This window comes from Edwardsiella sp. EA181011 (assembly GCF_000800725.1).
Lineage (GTDB): Bacteria > Pseudomonadota > Gammaproteobacteria > Enterobacterales > Enterobacteriaceae > Edwardsiella > Edwardsiella anguillarum.
This window is the reverse complement of the sequence record NZ_CP011364.1, coordinates 3025608-3044692: the sequence shown is the minus strand read 5'-3', so window position 1 is coordinate 3044692 and position 19085 is coordinate 3025608. Positions and strand designations below refer to the sequence as shown.

Sequence of the window (19085 nt, the reverse complement as noted above, 5' to 3'; positions counted from 1 at the left end):
GGTACAGGAGCCCATCGTCATGGGCTCCTGTCTTTGATTCTCGATCCGGCAGCTCAGGTCAAGGCCGTCATCGCTATTGCGGATCGCTAATCCAAGTCTGGTTTTACAGCGGGGTTACGTTAATGGCTGACGGCCCTTTAGCTGCGCCGCTTTGTACCTCGAATGCAACCTTCTGGCCTTCGTCCAGGGATTTGTAGCCATTGCTTTGAATAGCGGAAAAATGGACAAAGATATCGCTGCCGCCGTTATCCGGGGTGATGAAACCAAAGCCTTTATCCGCATTGAACCATTTTACTAAGCCAGTCATTTTATTAGACATAGATATTTCCTTTATTTTATTACCATTGCTGGTCGATGAGGTCTGCTTTACAGATTTTAATGAGAAGCTTAGAAAGAAGACTCACGGATAAAGGGATATCGAGGGGATAACACTTGAACTGAGTACTGCTAAAAAAACGACGTCAGGTTCTGTACTTCAAACCGGTGACGCATTAACGCATGCGGCGAATACTTTGGCAAGATCTTTTTTAGCCATCCAGATGCCTTAGTTATGACGCTGGCAATGCGTAGGGAGATCGGTATACTGAAAATATTGCGTAACAGTAAGGAATTAGTTTGTCTGATAAAATGACCGGAATTGTCCGGTTTTTTGATTACCGCAGCGGTAAAGGCGTTATCTCTCCATCCGATGGTCGTAAAGACGTTCAGGTACATATCTCCGCCCTCCATTTAAAAGATGAAGAAACGCTCTCAGCGGGTCTGCGGGTTGAGTTTTGCAGAATGCATGGCCGGCAGGGCCCAACGGCGGCCAACGTTTACCTGTCATAATAGTGTTGATCTCTTTTCTGTCTGACATATTCAAGCCTATCGTCGGCCGGGATAGCCTTATCTCCGGGGACATTGTAAAGCGCCTGGGAGCCTGGCTCGGTGGCTGAGCGGCGTCCTGGCGGCTATCGCTGCGTCGCCGCTTCTGACGTAGGGAATATGCGCAGGTGTATCCGCGGGGCAGTACGCTTATTAATAAGTAATAGATCTATATTAACTGCAATTAATAATTTTTCTGAATCAAAATTAAATCCCAATAGATTAATGCAAAGCAAGTATTATGGCTGCTTTTTGCGTTTGAATTGGTGTTTAAATATGATTTTTCGGCAATGGTATGAAATTTGTTATATTGAGTGGATTTTGTCCTTCCCGCTGAATAGAATGCGCAGCGCGCTTGCAGTGGCAGAATAAATACCCGCCTTGGTGTGGTTTTTATTGCTTGAATAATTCATGCTATGAATATTTTCCGGCAGCGCGAAGGGACTCGCCCGGTGGATCGGCGCGAGAATAACTGATTTCAATCTGGACGGTAATAAAGTGAGTACAATGCAGGTAATCCTGGATCAGGATAGCTTTTATTCATGGTTCAATCAGGCGTTTTTATTCGACAGTAAAACTATGCTGGGCGTATGGGTCTCCGAGAGCGAGATGCGCCGCTTGGCTGATACCATGGCGCCACAGCGCTACCCGTGTCTTGCTATGATGATCCCGGGCTCCCCCCATACCGACTCTCCGCGGGCCATGTATGTTTATCGTGAGCAGGTGGCGCGTTGGCTGGCGCAGCTCTCCTGTCAGGGTAGCCGCGCTTTCAGCGAGCGGTGAGTCGCGCAGCGCCGAAGGCGTGCTCTCCGTCTTCGCCGAAACGCAGACGGAGAGCCGTATGGCTAACTATTTTTTATAAATCTCAATGAAGATATTTTTGTGATTGCTGGCGTCGCCAACGATACTCAGTACGCGGAAATAGCATTGTTCCGCCGCAACACCGTGGGATGCACACTTGCTGTCTACGGCTTTTATAACCTTACTATCGCCGATGTTGGGAAGCCCCATCTGCTCTAGGCTGAGTGCGGCAACTTTGGTATAGCCAGTGGTATCCAGCGTATTGATCTGCGTCGCGGCGAACGCCGGGGCGGCAAGCAGAGCACAGAGGGCAACGACTGATTTTAATGGCTTCATACTTTATCCTTTATTCCGTTAAATATGACACAGAGACACAGTGCGTTATATCACCAACACGGTTAAGTATAGGTCTGTTTATTTATAACGCCAGCGCTGAGGCATCAACTGATCATTGCGTTAAATAACAGCGAGTTTTAATGTTTTTTTGATGAAAAGTCTGAGCGATGGACACAGACTCTCGGCTGTGGTGTAGCGCGCTGCGGCTGAACTGCTCATCGGAATTTTATTACGGCTTGCACGGTTTAGCGCGCGGATCCCGCCGCGCGCGCAATGCGCCGATCCGCGCGTTGGTTTTATCGGCACGATTGCCGGTTGTCTGCGCGAAGTGGATTAAAAAACAGCATTCGATCCGGGTGGGTGAAGATTTTAGGTGACGCGGCGCGGGAAATACGTAGAATACGCGACATCCCACGGTGTGCAGCGTTCGGCTGCGACCTTGGTTGATAGCTGCGGGAATAGCTCAGTTGGTAGAGCACAACCTTGCCAAGGTTGGGGTCGCGAGTTCGAGTCTCGTTTCCCGCTCCAAATTTATGTTCGTGACGCTCCGGCGAACGGACAGATAAAAATGGCGCGTTAACAAAGCGGTTATGTAGCGGATTGCAAATCCGTCTAGTCCGGTTCGACTCCGGAACGCGCCTCCATTTTTACCCCGCGGACCGTGTGTCCGCGGGGTTTTTTTATGCCATATCCTCTCCGGCTTTCTCCGGGATCAGGCGCGTGGTGCGTCTGCGCTTGTCGTTTTTGTCTCCCCTGGGGCGCAGATCATGTCCACACGGCCCCTATCGCGTTACGCTACCGTGAGCGCGTCTCTGTGATGACAGCGACGCCGTCAATCGGCGTAACCTAAAGGTAGCCCTATGCGAATTTCCAGTGAAAATATAATGAGTTATCTTATACGCTGCGTAGAGTCAGGTCAGTTTAAGAAGGTGACCTTTTCTACCTATAAGCGCGATCGGTGGATTAGCGTGGTGAATATGCCGATGAGTCAGTCTTATCGGATAACGGAGCAGGGGTTTCATCCTCAAGAGCTCACCGTGCAGGGGCGTGACGCGCTGTATGCCGTGGTGAAGCGGGCTATTCGCCATGAGTTCAGCACCAATAAAACGGCCAACTTTATCCGTATCTGACACGGCAGACTGCGGCCTCCTGCCGGCGCTGATTCATCGCCGCTAATCAGCGTCTCTTTCAGGCGGTATCTGTCACGGAAGGCGGGGAACGCAATCGCCGCGGGTATCCTGTCACCTGGCCAATCAGAATAGGTTTGAGCCATGAGGGATATTTCGCTCAAAGTGTATGGTATTTATGCCGCCTCACTAAATTTTTTATCCTCAAAAGCGTGAATAAATTTGTTATTTGTTCTAAACCAGTGGCAGTGCTGTGGCCGTTTGGATAGGCGGTAGCGCAGCGGCGGTATTCTGTCGCGGATGCGGCAGCGACGCAATGTGCCGGATTAATACGCTGTATATTGAGGAGTAAATCATGTCTTATCCTGAGTGGCTGCATCTATTAGCCTGGAGCTGGTTAATTAGCGCGCTGATTTGTGCCGTAATCATTGTTTGGGATATTCGCCGTGGACATCCGCAGCCCATGGCGATCATGACGGTGGCCTGGCCGATTAATGCGCTTTATTTTGGTGTATTGGGGCTGGGGGCCTATTTCTGGTTTGGTCGGGGGCATCCCGGCGATCGCTGCGGCATGATGGCGATGGATATGCCGGCGGCGGGCCACGGAGCGACGCCGATGGCGATGGATATGCCGGCGGCGGGCCACGGAGAGACGCCGATGGCGATGGATATGCCGGCGGCGGGCCACGGAGCGACGCCGATGGCGATGGATATGCCGGCGGCGGGCCATGGAGCGGCGCCGATGGCGATGGATATGCCGGCGGCGGGCCACGGAGCGACGCCGATGGCGATGGATATGACGGCGGCGGGCCACGGAGCGACGCCGATGGCGATGGATATGCCGATGGCGGGCCACGGGGATATGCCGATGGCGATGAAACGGGGTCCTGCAGGGTGGAAGAGTATCTTTAAGACCAGTACCCACTGCGGCACGGGGTGTACCCTGGCCGATATCCTCGGCGAGGGGATCGCCCTGGTGGTACCGGTGACGCTGCTAGGCAGCTCGCTGCTGGGATCGTGGACGCTGGATTTTGTGCTGGCACTGTGTCTGGGGATCTTCTTTCAGTATTGGCCCGCGCGTCAGATGGGGCAGCCGCGCTGGGTCGCGCTGAAGAGCGCGATTAAGGCGGATGTGCTTTCGCTGATCTGTTGGCAGCTGGGTATGTATGTCTGGATGGCGATCGCGCTGTTCCTCCTGTTCACGCCGGAGATGCCGCGCGCCAGTGCGCTGTACTGGTTTATGATGCAGATTGCCATGATCGTTGGCTTCTGCAGCGCGTATCCGATGAACAGGTGGTTGGTCAGCAAAGGGATTAAGCACGCGATGTAGCGCAGGTGCACGCCGGTGGCATTTTAAACATTATCCTATGTACAACGTGCCACCGTACGCGCGATCATGGTGTTTCAGATGAGCGACATAGAGTGTGTATCATGAGGATAATGTTAGCGTTGTTAGGCGTAATTGCGGTGGCGGGATGTACGGCCAAAGATATTAGGACGCCGCCGGCGATCGGTATGGCCAACCCCGCCGCGCGCTATTGTGTGGAGCAGGGCGGAATCTTAACGTCGGCGACGGCGGAGCAGGGGCAGTTTAGCTACTGTACGCTACCGAGCGGCGAGCGTGTCGAGGCCTGGGCGCTGTATCGCCGTAGCCATCCTCAGGCATGATGCGATGTTATTGATAGAAGAAAGACGGGCCGCGCTCGCGGCCCGGCGATAGCGCATTCCTGCGACGATGTGGGATCAGGCCTGTCCGCGGTGGAAGGCGAAGCGCTGCTCAACGTAGGCTTTGACATGAGCCTCCAGACGGTGGATTTTCTCATCCACACGCTGCAGCAGGTACTCATCATTGTTCATGGCGTAGACCCGCTCCAGCGCCAGCTCATCGGCCAAGGCTTTCTCTTGTGGCGTTAACTGTTTTGTATTCATCACGTTAATTACCCTGAATTTGGAACGGTGAGCATGGCATAAGGGCCGCGGCTTTTCAATCCATTCGCCGCCGCGGCCACCGGCTGCGCGTTAGCTGCGCTGACGCTGGGCTGGTTCGCGTAGCCACAGGATAAAGTGCAGCAGTGCCATAAAGCCATGGCCGGCCAGATAGACTTCGATCAGCCCCGTCAGGGTCTTATGAATGGACTTGGCATCGCCGGTCCATGCAGAGCCGCTGCGCCACAGGACGAACCACACCAGTCCAGAGATCACCACCAGCAGCAGGGCACCGAGTCCCAGCCCTTGAACGCAGGTCGCGATCCCTTTCGGATCGGTGCCCGGCAAGCGCATTTTAAACATATCGCCGATGTCGGTTTTGAGCTGGCCGAGGTCGCCGAACAGATAGGGAAAAAAGTAACGCAGGCCGCGCGTAGAGAGACTATAGAGGGTCAATACTAGCGTCAGCAGCACCATTAACAGACCGATACCAATATGCATCCAGGTAAAAATATCGTAGCTCAGCCCGGGGCGAATCTGCTGCTCCTGATTGAATCCCATTCCATTGCTGTTGAGTATTTGCACGATAACGAACAGCATAATAACGAAGTGCAGCACGCGCAGAAAGGGTTTCTGGTAGGTGCCGAGATAACGCCAGAATAGTGGGAATAAGGTGGAGAGACGAGACATCATGGTTACCTTCTGTTTTATGTTTTTATCCGGGTATCATGCTGGCGCGCCGCCGCGGTGGCAAGGCGTTATCCCATGGGACGCCGCTTTTCACCTGCCGAACTGCGCGGGTGAAAATGCCGACGCACCAAGAGTATCGCTATTTGTAGCAGCGCAACGCCGGCCGGGAACCGCAATACCGATCCCTGTGCCGTAGCTGCGCACACGCGTCGTCGCGCGATGCTATCCGCCACGGGAGCGCCTGATCATACCGACCTTTCTACTATAGTCAGCATGAATAATGTTAACCAGCAGATTTATTTACTCCTATGTTACATAGTGTTTTTGGTCGATTAAGCCACGGCTTTATTTATCGTTAGCGGTGGCATAGGTCGTATTTTCCGCACGGTCTGTATCGCGGTCTGGGCTATCCCCAGCAGATCGCGGGAGCGCTCCCCTGATTCCTGGATTCATCGGGTCTTAATAAAAATGGCGATAGGAATAATAACCAATTGTATTTTTGTTTTTTACGCGGGAGATTGGTGGTGGGATTTTCTGGCGCGCGGGCTGAATAATCGGACGGTACGATTTACACTGAATGAAATAAGCCGGTGTGGTCAAACCTTGTCGAAACTCTGCCTTGGAGGCAAAAATGCGCTGGCGAGAGCTGAGCCGTTGGTTATCTTTTCTGTTCCCTGCGCTGCTGTTTCCGCTGCCGCTGATGGCGGCGTCGACGGTGGAGCATTCCGCGCGCCATCTGGAGCGGGTGGTGATCGTCAGTCGCCACGGCGTACGGGCGCCGACCAAAATGCCGGCGCTGATCCGTGAGGTCACGCCGGATGCGTGGCCGGCATGGCCGGTGCCGCTGGGGGATATTACGCCGCGCGGAGAGTCCCTGGTGAGCCTGCTTGGCGCCTATTATCGACAGCAGCTGAGTCAAGAAGGGCTGCTGCCTGCGCAGGGATGTCCTCCGGCAGGATGGGTCTATGCCTGGACCGATGTGGATCAGCGTACGCGTAAAACCGGCGCGGCTTTCCTGCAGGGATTGGCGCCGCGCTGCGCTATCGCCATTCATCACCGGCCCGATGTGTCCCCGCGCGATCCCCTGTTTCATCCGGTGAAGGCGGGCGTCTGCCGGCTGGATAAGGCACGGGCGCGCCGGGCGATAGAAGCGCAGGCCGGCATGTCGCTGGCCGTGCTCAACCGCCGCTATGGCGCCGCGCTGGCGCAGATGGATGAGACGCTGCGCTTCGCGTCGTCGCCCTATTGCCAGCGGCGCCGCGGGGATGGGGCGTGTACCCTCGCCCAGACCATGCCAACCCGGCTGCACATCGGCACTCACGGCGCCATCGCGCTGCGCGGCGCAGTAGGGCTCTCGGCGACGCTGGCGGAGATGTTTCTGCTGCAGCAGGCGCAGGGAATGGCGCAGCCGGCATGGGGACGTATCGCCACCACGGCGCAGTGGCGGTCGTTGCTCCAGCTGCACAACCTTCAGTTTGACCTGCTGTCGCGCACCGACGATATCGCCCGTCATCGCGGGACGCCGCTGATGTATACCGTGCTGCAGGCGTTGAATGGACAGACGCCGCGCCTGCCGGGGCTCACGGCGCAGAACCGCCTGTTGCTGCTGGTCGGTCATGATACCAACCTGGCCAATCTGTCCGGTATGCTGCAAACGCCGTGGAGCCTGCCCGAGCAGCCGGATAATACGCCGCCCGGCGGTGAACTGCGCTTTGAGCGCTGGGGCGACAGCGCGGGGCGCGCCTGGGTGCGGGTGAGCGTGGTCTATCAGTCGCTGGCGCAGCTGCGCCAGCAGACCCGCCTGACGCTGCAGGCGCCGCCGCATCAGGTGATCCTGACGTTACCGGGATGCCGGGGCGGAACGGCCGATGGCTTTTGTCCGCTGGATGTCTTCAGCCGGTGGCTGTCCTCCCGCCTGATCCCGGCGTGTCTGCCGGCGTCCGCCGACGTGACAGGCGCAATGCAGTAAGCCCACCGCGCCGTCCGGCATCGTCGGCGGCGTCCGTGTCTCCCTCCCGCGCTGGTTTAGCGGGCGCCCTGCCGCGGCGAATTGCCTGCCGTGCCGCTTTTTCAATCGATTGAATCTGGCTTTTTTGCCTAATGCGAGCCGACAGGGTAGGCTGTCGCTCCTTCTGATTTTTTAACGTAAATCATGTGGATACACGGGTACAGAGCGGCCCGGGACGCGGTGTGTCGCGCAGCGGGACGATCTCGGTGCGGGTATGGCAGACAGATCAAAAATAGGTTATTGAAGAATGGATTTACCGGGTAAGGGTGCTGAGGCGCAGGCAGATCAGCAGCGGCGTGCGCTGGACGCCCAGGAGGCGGGTTACCAGAAGGGGATGGGAAAGCGGCAGATCCAGATGATCGCCATCGGCACCGGGCTGTTTCTGGGCACCGGCGGGCGCCTACAGGCGGCGGGGCCCTCACTGGCGCTGGTGTACCTGATCTGCGGGCTGTTTTCGTTTTTTATTCTGCGCGCGCTGGGTGAGCTGGTACTGCACCGCCCGGCCAGCGGTAGCTTTGTCTCCTATGCACGGGAGTTTTTGGGGGAGAAGGCGGCCTATGTGGCCGGATGGATGTATTTTCTCAACTGGGCGATGACCGGCATCGTCGATATCACCGCGGTAGCGCTGTATATGCACTACTGGGGCGCCTTTGCCGAGGTGCCTCAGTGGCTCTTTGCCCTGATGGCGCTGACGCTGGTCGCGACCATGAATATGATCGGCGTGAAGTGGTTTGCCGAGATGGAGTTCTGGTTTGCCCTGATTAAGGTGGTGGCTATCGTTCTGTTTCTGCTGGTGGGTACCCTGTATCTGGGCAGCGGCCGCCCGCTGGCGGGGAGTCCCACCGGGCTGCATCTGATCACCGATAACGGCGGCCTGTTTCCGCACGGGGTGCTGCCGGCGCTGGTATTGATCCAGGGGGTGGTCTTTGCCTTCGCCTCGATCGAGCTGGTCGGTACCGCCGCCGGCGAGTGTCGCGATCCGCAGCGTCTGGTGCCCCGGGCGATCAACAGCGTCATCTGGCGTATCGGCCTGTTTTACGTCGGCTCCGTCCTGCTGCTGGTCTGCCTGCTGCCGTGGAATGCCTATCAGGCCGGCCAAAGTCCGTTTGTCACCTTCTTCTCCCGCCTGGGCGTACCCTACGTCGGTAGCCTGATGAACCTGGTCGTGCTGACGGCGGCGCTTTCCAGCCTGAACTCCGGACTGTACTGCACCGGACGGATCCTGCGCTCGCTGGCGATGGGCGGTTCGGCGCCGCGCTTTATGGCCCGGATGAGCGCCCAGGCGGTGCCCTATGCCGGTATCTTGGCCACCGTCGCTCTGTATGTGGTGGGCGTGGTGCTTAACTATCTGCTGCCGACCCGGGTATTCGAGATCGTGCTCAACGTGGCCTCGCTGGGGATCATCGCCTCCTGGGCATTCATCATCGTCTGCCAGATGAAGCTGCGTCAGGCGATCCGCACCGGGCGCGCCGAGCCGGTGGCCTTTCGTATGCCCGGTGCCCCCGTGACCGGTTGGCTGACGCTGGCGTTTCTGCTGGGAGTCGTGGCGCTGATGGCCTGTGACTATCCGAACGGGACTTGGACAGTCGCCACGCTGCCGCTGCTGGCGCTGCTGCTGGCCCTGGGCTGGCGCTGCTGCTGGCCCTGGGCTGGCGCGGGCTGCGCCGCCGGGAGCGGCAGGGCGATGCACCGCTCCTGCCCGTCGGCGGCGAGGAGTGATGCCGGCGTCGCCCGCGGACTGAAACCCTCAGCGGTAGTGGGTCTTATCGAGGTGGTATTTTTTCATCCGCAGATACAGTTTCTTGCGCGGGATCTGCAGATATTCCGCCACCTCATTGATCCGTCCCTGATGCAGGTTGAGGGCTTCGGTGATGATCTGACGCTCATACTCCTCTACGCGCCGGTCAAGGGGGGTGGGGCTGGCTTCGTGCACCTGGGGGCAGGCGACGTCAGCCAGCGGCTGCACGCCGACGGCAAACAGCTGGGCGGCGTTGGCCAGCTCGCGGACGTTGTTGGCCCAGTGACGCTGTAGCAAGCTTTTGCGTAGGCTGGCTGGCAGAGTGGGGCGGGGATGGTTGAGCCGGAGGCAGGCCTGCTGCAGGTAGTGCTCAAACAGCGGTTCGATATCGTCCGGCCGCTGGGAGAGCGGTGGGCAGGCCAGCTGGGTCATCGCGAAGCAGTAGTAGAGATCCGGCAGAATACGCTGCGCCGCGGCGTGCTCTACCAGCGGTCCTTCGCCGATGGCCAGCAGACGAAAGGCGTGCGGATCGTGGCTTTGGCTGCGCACCAGGCTGTACTGCGCGCCTTCGTCCAGGCGATCCGGGTGCGGGATCAGCAGCGTTCCGCCCTGTGCCTGGTCGATGCTGCGCTGGAGATCGTCGTCACCGGCCTGATGGACGATAAAGGCGCCTTCGCTGCGCGCGCTCAGGCGATGTAGGTGGCGGGCGCACAGGGTCCGGCCGCTGCCGGGCTCGCCGTAAAAGTAGACGGCCAGATCGGTCTCCGCCAGCTGCTGCAGACGGGTACGCATCTGGCGCAGCCATTCGCTGCGCCCGACCAGCTCGGTCTGCAGCTGGTGACGCTGCCATTTGCGGCGGGCTACCACCGATCGCCGCTCGCTGAGTGCCGCCTGCGTCAGCGCCAACAACTGCGCCGGATCGACCGGTTTCTGTAGAAAATCACGCGCGCCTTTTTTGACGGCCTCGACGGCCATCGGGACGTCGCCGTGGCCGGTGATGAGCAGGACCGGCAGCTGGCTGTCGCGGATGCGCAGGCGCTCCATGAGAGCAATGCCGGAGCAGCCCGGCATACAGACGTCGCTAAGGATAACCCCGGGCCAGTCATCGGGGATCATGGCCAGCGCCTGCAGCGGATCGGCGCAGGCGTGAACGGTATAGCCGCTTTGCGTCAGCAGCAGGGTATAGGCGTCCAGTACATCGGGATCGTCATCAATCAATAAAATGGCGTGTTCACTGGTCAGCATTCAGGGTTTCCGTCAGATGCGGCGGGGCGTCCGCCAGGGTAAAACAGAGCAGGATACAGGCGCCGTGCGGCAGGGCGGAGGCGATACGCAGCTCGCCGCCCAGCTGCTCCATCAGCGACTGGCTGATGGATAGGCCGATCCCCAGCCCCACCTGTTTACTGGTGGTAAAGGGTTTGAGCAGTCGGTGCGCCAGCGCCAGCGGCCAGCCGGGGCCGTCATCGCACAGGGTGACCTCAAGGTGTCCCGCGTGCCGGCGCCAGTTGACCGCGATGTGCATCGGCTGTTCGGCGGCGTCCAGCGCGTTGGTTAACAGGTTGACTAACACCTGCTGCAGGCGGACGTCGTCGGCGCGGATCCAGACGTCATCGGCCGGCAGCGTCAGCCGTGCCTGCAGACGCCGGTGGCGCGGCGCCAGCAGCTCCCACGCGCTGAGCCAGGCCTGGCGCAGCGCGAGCGGGTGCAGGGGGCTGTCGTCGGCGCGGCGGGCAAACTGGCGCAGCGAGCGGATAATGGCATCCATACGGCCGATCAGACCATCGCACTTTTGCAGCGTGGCTTCGGCCTGCGCCTGCTGGCCGCTCTCCAGCGCCCGGCGGGCGGAGAACAGATACATCGACAGGGCATTCAGCGGCTGGTTGATCTCATGGGCCAGCGTGGTCATGGTCTGGCCGACCACCGCCAGCTTGGCGGCCTGGATCAGCTCGTCCTGGGTGGTGCGTAGATGGTGTTCTATCGCTTTACGCTCGGCGACTTCTCGCTCGAGGCGGCGCTGCTGGCGGTGCTGCTGGCTCAGCGTGCGGCGCAGCAGGCGGGCGATACGCCCCAGCTCATCGACCCCGTACACCGGGATCCGCGTGGTGCGATCGCCGGTGCCAATACGCGCCACGGCCTGGCTCAGCGCCGTAAAGCGCTTCACCAGCCGTGAGCGGATAAAGCCGTAGCTCAGCAGCAGCGCCAACAGCAGGGAGAGCAGGGTCGCGATGAGGATCAGCCGGCCGCTGACGCGAATGATATGCTCCAGCCGCTGGTTAAACGTCTGCATCCGACGGTGGCTGGTATCCAGCTGCTGCTCCAGCACGGCGCGAAACCGGCTGAGGGTGCGCTCTTTCTGCTGGGTCGCCAGCAGCAGCGCATTACGCGCCTGCTGATAGTCGGCCAGGGTCGCCGGAAGTTTTCCTGCGCCGAGGCCAATATCCAGCAGCTCATCGATGGTCTGGCGCAGGGTCACCGTACTGGGCAGCGCCGTCAGAGGCTGCATGATTTCGGCGGCGCTGTTGCGTAGATACTCCAGGTAGCGCCGGTGGCCGTCCATGTTGATAGCGCCGTTGTCGCTGTTGTTCAGCTCGCCTATCCGATCGCGCAGATCGTTGGTTATCTGATTCTCCAGGCGGGCCAGGGCATACACCTGCTGCTGTTCCTGCTGCACCGCCCGCAGGCGCTGCTGTAGCCGGTGCATCGTGGCAGCATCGCGCCCCTCCATCTGATCGATCAGTGCGCCCTGCTGCCAGCTGAAGTCCTGCATTAGGGAGTTCAGCTCGGTGGTGAAGTCATCGTGCAGCCAGGTAATGCGCCCGGCGACCTCGTTGGTCTTTTCCCGCGCCAAAAACAGCGTGTAGAGCGCATTGTCCAGCGTGCTGAGGAGCTGGCGGCTCTGCTGCAGGATCCCGGCGAGCTGATGGCGCTCTCCCGGCTCCAGGCGGTGGCTAAGCTGCTCTATCTGCGTCAGGTGGCTGACGATCTGCTGACGGAACTGCAGGCGTACGCTGGTATCGGGCGCCAGAACAAATTCATTGAGCTGGTCAACCAGGGTATTCAGGGCGTTTTCGATCACCAGCGAGGATTGAATGCGCGGAAAATAGTCGTCCAGGGTGTAGCGCACCTGGGAGCTCTGCGCGTGCCAAGAGTAGAGGCTGACGGCGCTGACAAATAGGGTCAGCAGCGCGCTGGCCAGAAAGGCGATCTGCAGGCTGGCGCTGATGCTGAGACGGCGGGCCTGACGCAGCAACCGCTTCATTTCAGGTTTTCCAGCTGATTAATCGCCTGGCGCTGCTTTTGATGGAAAAACTGCTGCCACTCCATCATCAGCTGTTCGCATCCTGCCCGGCTGCTGCACTGTGCCAGCAGCTTCGGATCTTCGCTCTGCGCGGCGCTGATCGGCATGGCCGTCAGCAGCGCGCGAATGTGGGGCAATGGATGTTTCTGCCGGCTCTCCGCGGCGTTCAGGGCGCGCCAGGCATCCTTTAGCTGCGGCAGCCGGAAGCTGATGGCGGTATCAAACAGCGCCTGAACCAGGCGCTGACGCAGTAGGATCAGGCGGTAGTCCATCTGCGCCAGCAGCCGCCGCTGCTGCTGAGCGCGGGCGGAGTTGCCCGGCAGGGCGACAATCGGATACTTTCCGGTGTTGGTGTCGGCCAGCGCACGCTGGCCGTCGGGGCTGAGCAGAAAGCGGATAAAGCGCCGAGCCTCCCCGGGGTAGAGCGCGTCGCGGGCGACCGCCACATAGGTCGGGGCGGCGACGCTGTGCGGAAAGTAGTGGAATGTCAGATGGGGATCGGTACTGAGCATCTGGGCATAGTTGTCGATGACTGGGCCGAGGGTGCCGAGACCGGTCTGGATCTTATCGGCGACGCCAAAGCTGCGCGAGGAGATGGTGCTGAGGTTGCCGGCGGCCATCAACAGGATCTGCCACCCACGCTGCCAGCCGTACTGCTGTAGCAGGGATTCGATCATCAGGTGGTTGGTATCGGATCGCGACGGGCTGCTCATTAACAGCATATCGCGGTACTGGGGCAGGGTGAGATCTTCCCAGTCCTTCGGCGGCGGCAGGTGCTGGGCCGCCAGATTGCTGCGGTTGATCAAGAGACCAAAGCCGGAGAGCGCCACCGCCACCGAGGTCGCGCGGATTGATTCGGGAATTTGGCGCTGCAGCTCGGCCGGCTGGGCGTCGATGGGCGCCAGACGATGGTGATCCTGCAGGTGCTGTAGCAGCATCGGCGATGAGGTGAGCACCAGATCGATATGGCCATCGTTAAGGTTATCCAGCAGCTGCTCCAGCGATGCACTGGTGCGGTTGATGGTGCGGATGGGCACCGCGCCCGGCTGATGCTGCCAACGGCTGATAATGTAGGCCGTTGCCTGGGGCGAGAAGGTGGTCGCCATGACCAGCTCGCTGCGTTTGGCCTGCAGCGTCAGGGGCAGCGACAGCAGGATTATCAGGGTTAGACAGGCGCGGTACATGGCGCACTCCTACGGACAAGTGTGATCATATTCATGGTTTTAAAATAAAGCCGCCGGGCGTGTGCTGAGGCATTTGGGGCAAACTTGCCTGAATGAACCAATGCGCTGGCTGGTGAATAAAGCGGCGTAACATGGCGCTATATTATCCGCAGGACATCGTCGATACTGTTAATCGACTCAAATAATAGCGGCAATCCTAACTGCTGCGTGGAAATAAGTCAGCTGATAACCGTCAATGTTATTTGGTTTGAGTCAAAATGGCACCTGAATATTTTATTTTGTGTCAAAACTGACTCATTTTGTCTGGCTTGCCGCCTTGTCTTTATCTGCGCATTATTACCAGCACAAATAGCAATACCTCTCTGACAGACGACTAAATAACGGGTGATAATATGCAATCATTGAACAGCCACAGCGCGGCAAAGCGGGTGCCGCCGGAGAAGGTCGCCGCGACCTATCAACGCTATAGAGTCCAGGCGTTAATGAGCGTGTTCCTGGGGTATATGGCGTATTATATTGTGCGTAATAACTTTACGCTTTCTACGCCTTATCTGAAAGAACAGTTGGATTTAAGTGCAACCCAAATTGGCTTATTAAGTAGCTGTATGCTGATTGCCTATGGCATTAGCAAAGGGGTTATGAGCAGCCTGGCGGATAAAGCCAACCCGAAAATCTTTATGGCCTGCGGCCTGGTGATGTGTGCGCTGGTTAACGTGGGGCTGGGATTTAGCAGCGCCTTCTGGCTGTTTGTCGCGCTGGTGGTCTGTAACGGCCTGTTCCAGGGGATGGGGGTCGGTCCCTCCTTCATCACCATTGCCAACTGGTTCCCGCGCTGTGAGCGAGGCCGCGTCGGCGCCTTCTGGAATATCTCCCACAACGTGGGTGGGGGCATCGTGGCACCGATCATCGGCGTCGCCTTCGCCATGCTGGGGAATGAGCACTGGCAGAGCGCCAGCTATATGGTTCCGGCCGCTATCGCCGTACTCTTTGCCGGCGTAGTGCTGCTATTGGGTAAGCGCTCGCCGAAGAAAGAGGGGCTGCCGGCGCTGGATGAGATGATGCCCGAGGAGAAGGTGGTGCTGAAGGGGCATGCCCAGGCCCGTGCTCCGGAAAATATGACAGCGTTCCAGATCTTCTGTACCTACGTGCTGAAGAATAAAAATGCCTGGTATATCTCTATGGTCGATGTTTTCGTCTATATGGTGCGCTTCGGCATGATCAGCTGGCTGCCGATCTATCTGCTGACGGAGAAAAACTTTAGCAAGGAGCAGATGAGCATCGCGTTCCTGTTCTTTGAGTGGGCGGCGATCCCGTCAACCCTGCTGGCCGGGTGGCTGACCGACAAGCTGTTCTACGGTCGCCGTATGCCGTTGGCCATCATCTGCATGGCGATGATCTTTGTCTGTCTGATCGGTTACTGGCAGAGCAACTCGCTGGCCGTTGTCACCGTCTTTGCCGCCATCGTTGGCTGCCTGATCTATGTACCGCAGTTTCTGGCATCAGTGCAGACCATGGAGATCGTCCCCAGCTTTGCCGTTGGTTCCGCCGTTGGGCTGCGCGGTTTCATGAGCTACATCTTCGGTGCATCGCTGGGAACCAGCCTGTTTGGTGTGATGGTAGACCGTTTCGGCTGGCACGGCGGTTTCTATCTGCTGATGGGCGGGGTGGTCTGCTGCATCCTGTTCTGCATCCTGTCTCATCGCGGGGCGCTGGAGCTGGAGCGTCAGCGTCAGCAGGCGCTGAATCACGCCGCGCCGGAGATGACGCTGCAGCCCGCCGCGGAGTAACGACGCGGGCGACGCCGTACGGGCGAACCGGGAGGTCGATATGTACTTTGCAACAGAGGACAATTTCTGGCGCTTTTACGCCAACGCATGTGGCCAGTGGGGGTGGTGCGTCGTAGCGTCCACCGGGTATATCGTGCATCACTCGGCGGTTTTCTTCCCCCGGCGCCGGGACTGCCTGGCCGATGCTAGGATACACGGCTACCAGGATCAACCGCTGACCGCAGATTGTTAACAACGCCTCTTTGCGCCCGTCATTCGACGGGCGCTGTATTTTGGGCGCCGGTCGGAGAGGATAGCGTCGCGGTATCCGCACTCATGGCCAACTGATGGGAACGGCGCCGGTAGTCTCCGGGCGTCAGCCCCATGTGGCGGACAAAGGCATGATGAAAGGCGGACTCGCTGGCGTAGCCGGCCCGCTCGGCGATGTCCGCGAGCGTAAAGGCTTCGCGTCCCAGCAGGGCGGCGCCGTGTGCCATACGGATACGGGTAAGCAACAGCAGCGGTGTACTGCCGGTAACCATGCGGAACTGGCGGGCAAAGCTTGCGCGTGACAGGTGGCTGATTTCCGCGAGACGGGCAACGCTCCACGGCTGCTCCGGCTGATGCAACATGGCGCCGATAGCATTGCCCAGGCGTGGATGCATCAGGGCGTGCAGCAGCCCGCCCTGGGTTGGCGTCTGCGTCAGCCAGTGACGCAGCGCCAGCGTCAGCAGTACGGTAGACAGGCGCTGGCAAAGGAACTGCCCGCCGGGCAGGGCGGCGGCGGACTCCTGAAACAGGCGCTGCAGCGTTGCGGTCAGCCAGGTGCCCTCCTCGTGATAGATGAGGGTTTCCGGCAGCGCCGCCAGCAGGTGGCGCTGCGTGGGATCGATATACAGGGTGCCACAGATCAGGCGTACGTCGCCGTCGCTGTTGCACAGGCGATGCGCAGCGCTTTGCGGCAGCATAGTCAGGCTACCGGGCTGAAGGGTATGACGCTGTCCGTTGGCCAGCTCTATCCTGGCGCTGCCGTCCAGCAGACCATGCCAATGGATCGCGTTCAGTTCACCAGCGGCGTGAGGCCGCTGCCACTCCCCCTGCAAATGACAGCGCACATCAATACTGCTGCGCAACTCATGTAGCGTAAGCAAGGCGCTTAATATATCCATAATGAGACTCCTGAGCAGTATCCTGCGCTTCCGACACAGCGGGGCTAGGACGATAATGGCGTAATGTAAGCCAATCGGACACGCTGTCCATTATTCACGTTATTGGACGCAGGAGAAACCCATGACGCATTTTCAGAACGTAGTGATTGGCTTTGGCAAGGCGGGAAAAACGTTGGCCGCCTTTTTGGCACGGCGCGGGGAGCAGGTCGCATTGATTGAGCGATCCGCGCAACAGTACGGCGGCACCTGCATCAATGTGGGCTGTATCCCGACCAAAAGCTGGGTACACGATGCCGATACCGGTATCCCCTTTGCCGAGGCCGTGCTGCGTCAGCGGCAGCTGGTGGAGATGCTGCGGGAGAATAATCGCCACGCACTGGAAGATTTGGCAAAGGTGACGCTGATAAATGGCCATGCCCGGTTTGTGGATGCCCATACGCTGGCGGTGCAGGGTATCCAGGGAGAGCAGCGGATCACCGCGGAGCGCATTTTCATTAACACGGGCGCCCGCTCGGCGATGCCCGCTATTGAGGGGTTGGCGGCGTCATCCCACGTCTATGACAGCACATCATTTCTGCAGTTGGCGACGCTGCCGCAGCGGTTGGTTATCCTGGGCGCCGGTTATATTGGCGTAGAGTTTGCCTCGCTGCTGCGCCGCTTTGGGGCGGAGGTCACGGTGCTGGAGGCCGCCGCAGATTTTCTGCCGCGTGAGGATCGCGATATTGCGCAGGCAGTGGAGACGATCCTGCGCGACGAGGGGATCGATCTGCGTTTGGGGGGCAGGGTGCGTCGGATAGAGGACGATGCAGCGGGCGTCACGGTTGAGCTGGAGGCGGGGCGTGTGCAGGCGGATGCGGTGCTGGTTGCCTCCGGCAGATTGCCCAATAGCGACGGGCTGGCGCTGGAGCAGGCCGGTGTTGAAGTGGATGCGCGCGGGGCGATCAAGGTGAATGGGCAGCTACAGACCACGCAGCCGCATATCTGGGCGCTGGGGGATGTTAACGGCGGGCCGCAGTTTACCTTTATCTCGCTGGATGATTTCCGCATTGTCCGTGACAGCCTGTACGGAAAGGGGCTACGCCATACGGGCGATCGCGGCGCGCTCCCTTATTCCGTGTTTATGACGCCGACGCTGTCACGCATTGGGCTGAGTGAGGCGCAGGCGCGCGCGCAGGGAGAAGCGGTAACGGTGGTGACGCTGCCGGTGGGCGTCATTCCGCGCGCGCGTACCCTGAAAGATCCCCGCGGGGTGCTGAAAGCCGTGGTTCAGCGCGAGAGTGGGCGGATCCTGGGGGCGGCGCTGCTGTGTCGCGACTCTCATGAAATGATCAACCTGTTGAAAACCGCGATGGACGCCGGCGTGCCCTACAGCGTCCTGCGCGATCAGATTTATACCCATCCGACGATGAGTGAGGCGTTTAACGATCTGTTCGCGCTGGTGGATGCATAGGGCCTGCGGCTCATATTTGCTAACACAATGGCATGGGGAAGATGCGCATCCCTGCGCGCGCTTCGCTAGACTGTGATCCTGACGGCGGCCCATGCGGGGGCGTCGCACCGAACAGAGTGACAAGGAGCGCAATGATGCAGCAGCTTGACCCGGCTAAAACAGCCCTGGTACTGATCGACCTACAGCAGGGGATCTTGCCCGTCGCCGCCGCGCCCTATACCGGCGATGAGGTGGTGGCCCGCGCCGCCGCGCTGGCGGCGGCGTTCCGCGTCCGCGCGATGCCGGTTGTGCTGGTGCGCGTTGGCTGGTGCGCCTCTGGCGCCGATGCCCTGCGCCAGCCGGTCGATGCCCCGGCGCCGGGAGGGGCGCTGGCGGATAACTGGTGGGATTATCCGGCGGCGCTTACGCCAACGGCGCAGGATATTCAGATCGTTAAGCATCAGTGGGGGGCGTTTTACGGCACCGAGCTGGATCTGCAGCTGCGCCGTCGCGGCATCGATACGCTGGTGCTGGGGGGATCTCGACCAATATCGGGGTCGAATCGACGGCGCGCAGCGCCTGGGAGCATGGCTATGGGCTCTGGATTGCGGAGGATCTCTGCGCGGCGGCGGATGAGGTTCAGCACCGCCACAGCTTCCGCTATATTTTTCCGCGCATTGCTCGGGTGTCGCACAGCGCGGCGCTATTGGCCGCGCTGTGCGACGCGGCATAAACCGCGTAGGCTACGC

General features: G+C 59.5%; 16 protein-coding genes, 2 tRNA genes and 2 pseudogenes. 12 read left to right on the top strand and 8 right to left on the bottom strand.

Features of this window, described 5'->3' with window-relative positions:
* Positions 1–103: 103 nt before the first annotated feature.
* On the bottom strand, positions 104–319 hold the full coding sequence (cspA, locus tag QY76_RS13370) for an RNA chaperone/antiterminator CspA (protein WP_045424904.1): 216 nt from the start codon (positions 317–319) through the stop codon (positions 104–106).
* Positions 320–615: 296 nt separating this feature from the next.
* Between cspA and cspF the strand changes: the two genes are divergently transcribed.
* Together cspF and QY76_RS13360 are read left to right on the top strand one after the other, a co-directional pair.
* The gene (cspF, locus tag QY76_RS18120; protein ID WP_071844175.1) at positions 616–828 is read left to right on the top strand and encodes a cold shock-like protein CspF; all 213 of its coding nucleotides are present in this window, start codon (positions 616–618) and stop codon (positions 826–828) included.
* Positions 829–1371: 543 nt separating this feature from the next.
* Entirely contained in the window at positions 1372–1647 is a 276-nt protein-coding gene (locus QY76_RS13360) for a hypothetical protein (RefSeq protein WP_034164341.1), read from the top strand.
* Positions 1648–1713: 66 nt separating this feature from the next.
* Here QY76_RS13360 and QY76_RS13355 read toward each other — a convergent pair whose 3' ends face one another.
* Positions 1714–2001 (bottom strand): hypothetical protein, encoded by a 288-nt coding sequence (locus QY76_RS13355; RefSeq protein ID WP_034164340.1) that lies wholly within the window; start codon positions 1999–2001, stop codon positions 1714–1716.
* Between the two features lie 452 nt (positions 2002–2453).
* Here QY76_RS13355 and QY76_RS13350 point away from each other — a divergent pair.
* The 5 genes from QY76_RS13350 to QY76_RS13330 all read left to right on the top strand — a co-directional run bounded on the left by QY76_RS13350 (position 2454) and on the right by QY76_RS13330 (position 4796).
* A tRNA-Gly gene (locus QY76_RS13350) sits at positions 2454–2529 on the top strand.
* 42 nt (positions 2530–2571) lie between these two features.
* Positions 2572–2645, top strand: a tRNA-Cys gene (locus tag QY76_RS13345).
* A gap of 240 nt (positions 2646–2885) precedes the next feature.
* A complete protein-coding gene (locus tag QY76_RS13340) occupies positions 2886–3131 on the top strand; it encodes a hypothetical protein (RefSeq protein ID WP_225865164.1) in 246 nt (81 codons plus the stop codon).
* Positions 3132–3483: 352 nt separating this feature from the next.
* The gene (locus QY76_RS19620; RefSeq protein WP_045424908.1) at positions 3484–4458 is read left to right on the top strand and encodes a DUF4396 domain-containing protein; all 975 of its coding nucleotides are present in this window, start codon (positions 3484–3486) and stop codon (positions 4456–4458) included.
* A 110-nt stretch (positions 4459–4568) separates the two neighbouring features.
* Complete coding sequence (locus QY76_RS13330; protein WP_225865165.1) at positions 4569–4796, top strand: DUF333 domain-containing protein; 228 nt, start codon at positions 4569–4571, stop codon at positions 4794–4796.
* A gap of 75 nt (positions 4797–4871) precedes the next feature.
* Here QY76_RS13330 and QY76_RS13325 read toward each other — a convergent pair whose 3' ends face one another.
* Together QY76_RS13325 and QY76_RS13320 are read right to left on the bottom strand one after the other, a co-directional pair.
* Positions 4872–5057: a hypothetical protein gene (locus tag QY76_RS13325; RefSeq protein ID WP_034164338.1), complete on the bottom strand. Its 186-nt coding sequence runs from the start codon at positions 5055–5057 to the stop codon at positions 4872–4874.
* Positions 5058–5147: 90 nt separating this feature from the next.
* Positions 5148–5744, bottom strand: coding sequence for a cytochrome b/b6 domain-containing protein (locus tag QY76_RS13320; RefSeq protein WP_034164426.1), 597 nt, complete (start codon positions 5742–5744; stop codon positions 5148–5150).
* 631 nt (positions 5745–6375) lie between these two features.
* On the opposite strand from QY76_RS13320, the gene QY76_RS13315 reads away from it, so the two are divergent.
* On the top strand, positions 6376–7713 hold the full coding sequence (locus QY76_RS13315; protein ID WP_034164337.1) for an AppA family phytase/histidine-type acid phosphatase: 1338 nt from the start codon (positions 6376–6378) through the stop codon (positions 7711–7713).
* 286 nt (positions 7714–7999) lie between these two features.
* Positions 8000–9382, top strand: a pseudogene (gene ansP / locus QY76_RS13310) (L-asparagine permease); the annotation flags it as partial.
* Positions 9383–9499: 117 nt separating this feature from the next.
* Here the strand turns inward: ansP and QY76_RS13305 are convergent.
* The 3 genes from QY76_RS13305 to QY76_RS13295 are packed head-to-tail and all read right to left on the bottom strand — an operon-like array spanning position 9500 to position 13972.
* Positions 9500–10735: a sigma-54 dependent transcriptional regulator gene (locus QY76_RS13305; protein ID WP_049648835.1), complete on the bottom strand. Its 1236-nt coding sequence runs from the start codon at positions 10733–10735 to the stop codon at positions 9500–9502.
* The gene (locus QY76_RS13300) at positions 10722–12749 is read right to left on the bottom strand and encodes an ATP-binding protein (protein WP_034164334.1); all 2028 of its coding nucleotides are present in this window, start codon (positions 12747–12749) and stop codon (positions 10722–10724) included. Before QY76_RS13300 ends, QY76_RS13305 begins: the two co-directional genes overlap by 14 nt.
* Positions 12746–13972 carry an ABC transporter substrate-binding protein gene (locus QY76_RS13295; protein WP_045424920.1) on the bottom strand — a complete coding sequence of 409 codons (1227 nt, stop codon included), beginning with the start codon at positions 13970–13972 and terminating at the stop codon, positions 12746–12748. The genes QY76_RS13300 and QY76_RS13295 overlap by 4 nt, the downstream gene beginning before the upstream one ends.
* A gap of 392 nt (positions 13973–14364) precedes the next feature.
* Here QY76_RS13295 and pgtP point away from each other — a divergent pair, with 392 nt between their 5' ends.
* On the top strand, positions 14365–15759 hold the full coding sequence (gene pgtP, locus QY76_RS13290; protein WP_045424922.1) for a phosphoglycerate transporter PgtP: 1395 nt from the start codon (positions 14365–14367) through the stop codon (positions 15757–15759).
* 251 nt (positions 15760–16010) lie between these two features.
* Here pgtP and QY76_RS13280 read toward each other — a convergent pair whose 3' ends face one another.
* Positions 16011–16907, bottom strand: coding sequence for an AraC family transcriptional regulator (locus tag QY76_RS13280; protein WP_049648834.1), 897 nt, complete (start codon positions 16905–16907; stop codon positions 16011–16013).
* A 121-nt stretch (positions 16908–17028) separates the two neighbouring features.
* Here QY76_RS13280 and rclA point away from each other — a divergent pair, with 121 nt between their 5' ends.
* Both rclA and QY76_RS13270 read left to right on the top strand, forming a co-directional pair.
* A complete protein-coding gene (gene rclA / locus QY76_RS13275; RefSeq protein ID WP_045424924.1) occupies positions 17029–18357 on the top strand; it encodes a reactive chlorine resistance oxidoreductase RclA in 1329 nt (442 codons plus the stop codon).
* 134 nt (positions 18358–18491) lie between these two features.
* Positions 18492–19069: pseudogene (locus tag QY76_RS13270) on the top strand (hydrolase).
* Positions 19070–19085: the final 16 nt, after the last annotated feature.

Bases quoted from the DNA above. Each gene is read 5' to 3' on its own strand.
- cspA (WP_045424904.1), bottom strand. From the start codon at position 319: ATGTCTAATAAAATGACTGGCTTAGTAAAATGGTTCAATGCGGATAAA.
- QY76_RS13360 (WP_034164341.1), top strand. From the start codon at position 1,372: ATGCAGGTAATCCTGGATCAGGATAGCTTTTATTCATGGTTCAATCAG.
- QY76_RS13355 (WP_034164340.1), bottom strand. From the start codon at position 2,001: ATGAAGCCATTAAAATCAGTCGTTGCCCTCTGTGCTCTGCTTGCCGCC.
- QY76_RS13340 (WP_225865164.1), top strand. From the start codon at position 2,886: ATGAGTTATCTTATACGCTGCGTAGAGTCAGGTCAGTTTAAGAAGGTG.
- QY76_RS19620 (WP_045424908.1), top strand. From the start codon at position 3,484: ATGTCTTATCCTGAGTGGCTGCATCTATTAGCCTGGAGCTGGTTAATT.
- QY76_RS13330 (WP_225865165.1), top strand. From the start codon at position 4,569: ATGTTAGCGTTGTTAGGCGTAATTGCGGTGGCGGGATGTACGGCCAAA.
- QY76_RS13325 (WP_034164338.1), bottom strand. From the start codon at position 5,057: ATGAATACAAAACAGTTAACGCCACAAGAGAAAGCCTTGGCCGATGAG.
- QY76_RS13320 (WP_034164426.1), bottom strand. From the start codon at position 5,744: ATGTCTCGTCTCTCCACCTTATTCCCACTATTCTGGCGTTATCTCGGC.
- QY76_RS13315 (WP_034164337.1), top strand. From the start codon at position 6,376: ATGCGCTGGCGAGAGCTGAGCCGTTGGTTATCTTTTCTGTTCCCTGCG.
- QY76_RS13305 (WP_049648835.1), bottom strand. From the start codon at position 10,735: ATGCTGACCAGTGAACACGCCATTTTATTGATTGATGACGATCCCGAT.
- QY76_RS13300 (WP_034164334.1), bottom strand. From the start codon at position 12,749: ATGAAGCGGTTGCTGCGTCAGGCCCGCCGTCTCAGCATCAGCGCCAGC.
- QY76_RS13295 (WP_045424920.1), bottom strand. From the start codon at position 13,972: ATGTACCGCGCCTGTCTAACCCTGATAATCCTGCTGTCGCTGCCCCTG.
- pgtP (WP_045424922.1), top strand. From the start codon at position 14,365: ATGCAATCATTGAACAGCCACAGCGCGGCAAAGCGGGTGCCGCCGGAG.
- QY76_RS13280 (WP_049648834.1), bottom strand. From the start codon at position 16,907: ATGGATATATTAAGCGCCTTGCTTACGCTACATGAGTTGCGCAGCAGT.
- rclA (WP_045424924.1), top strand. From the start codon at position 17,029: ATGACGCATTTTCAGAACGTAGTGATTGGCTTTGGCAAGGCGGGAAAA.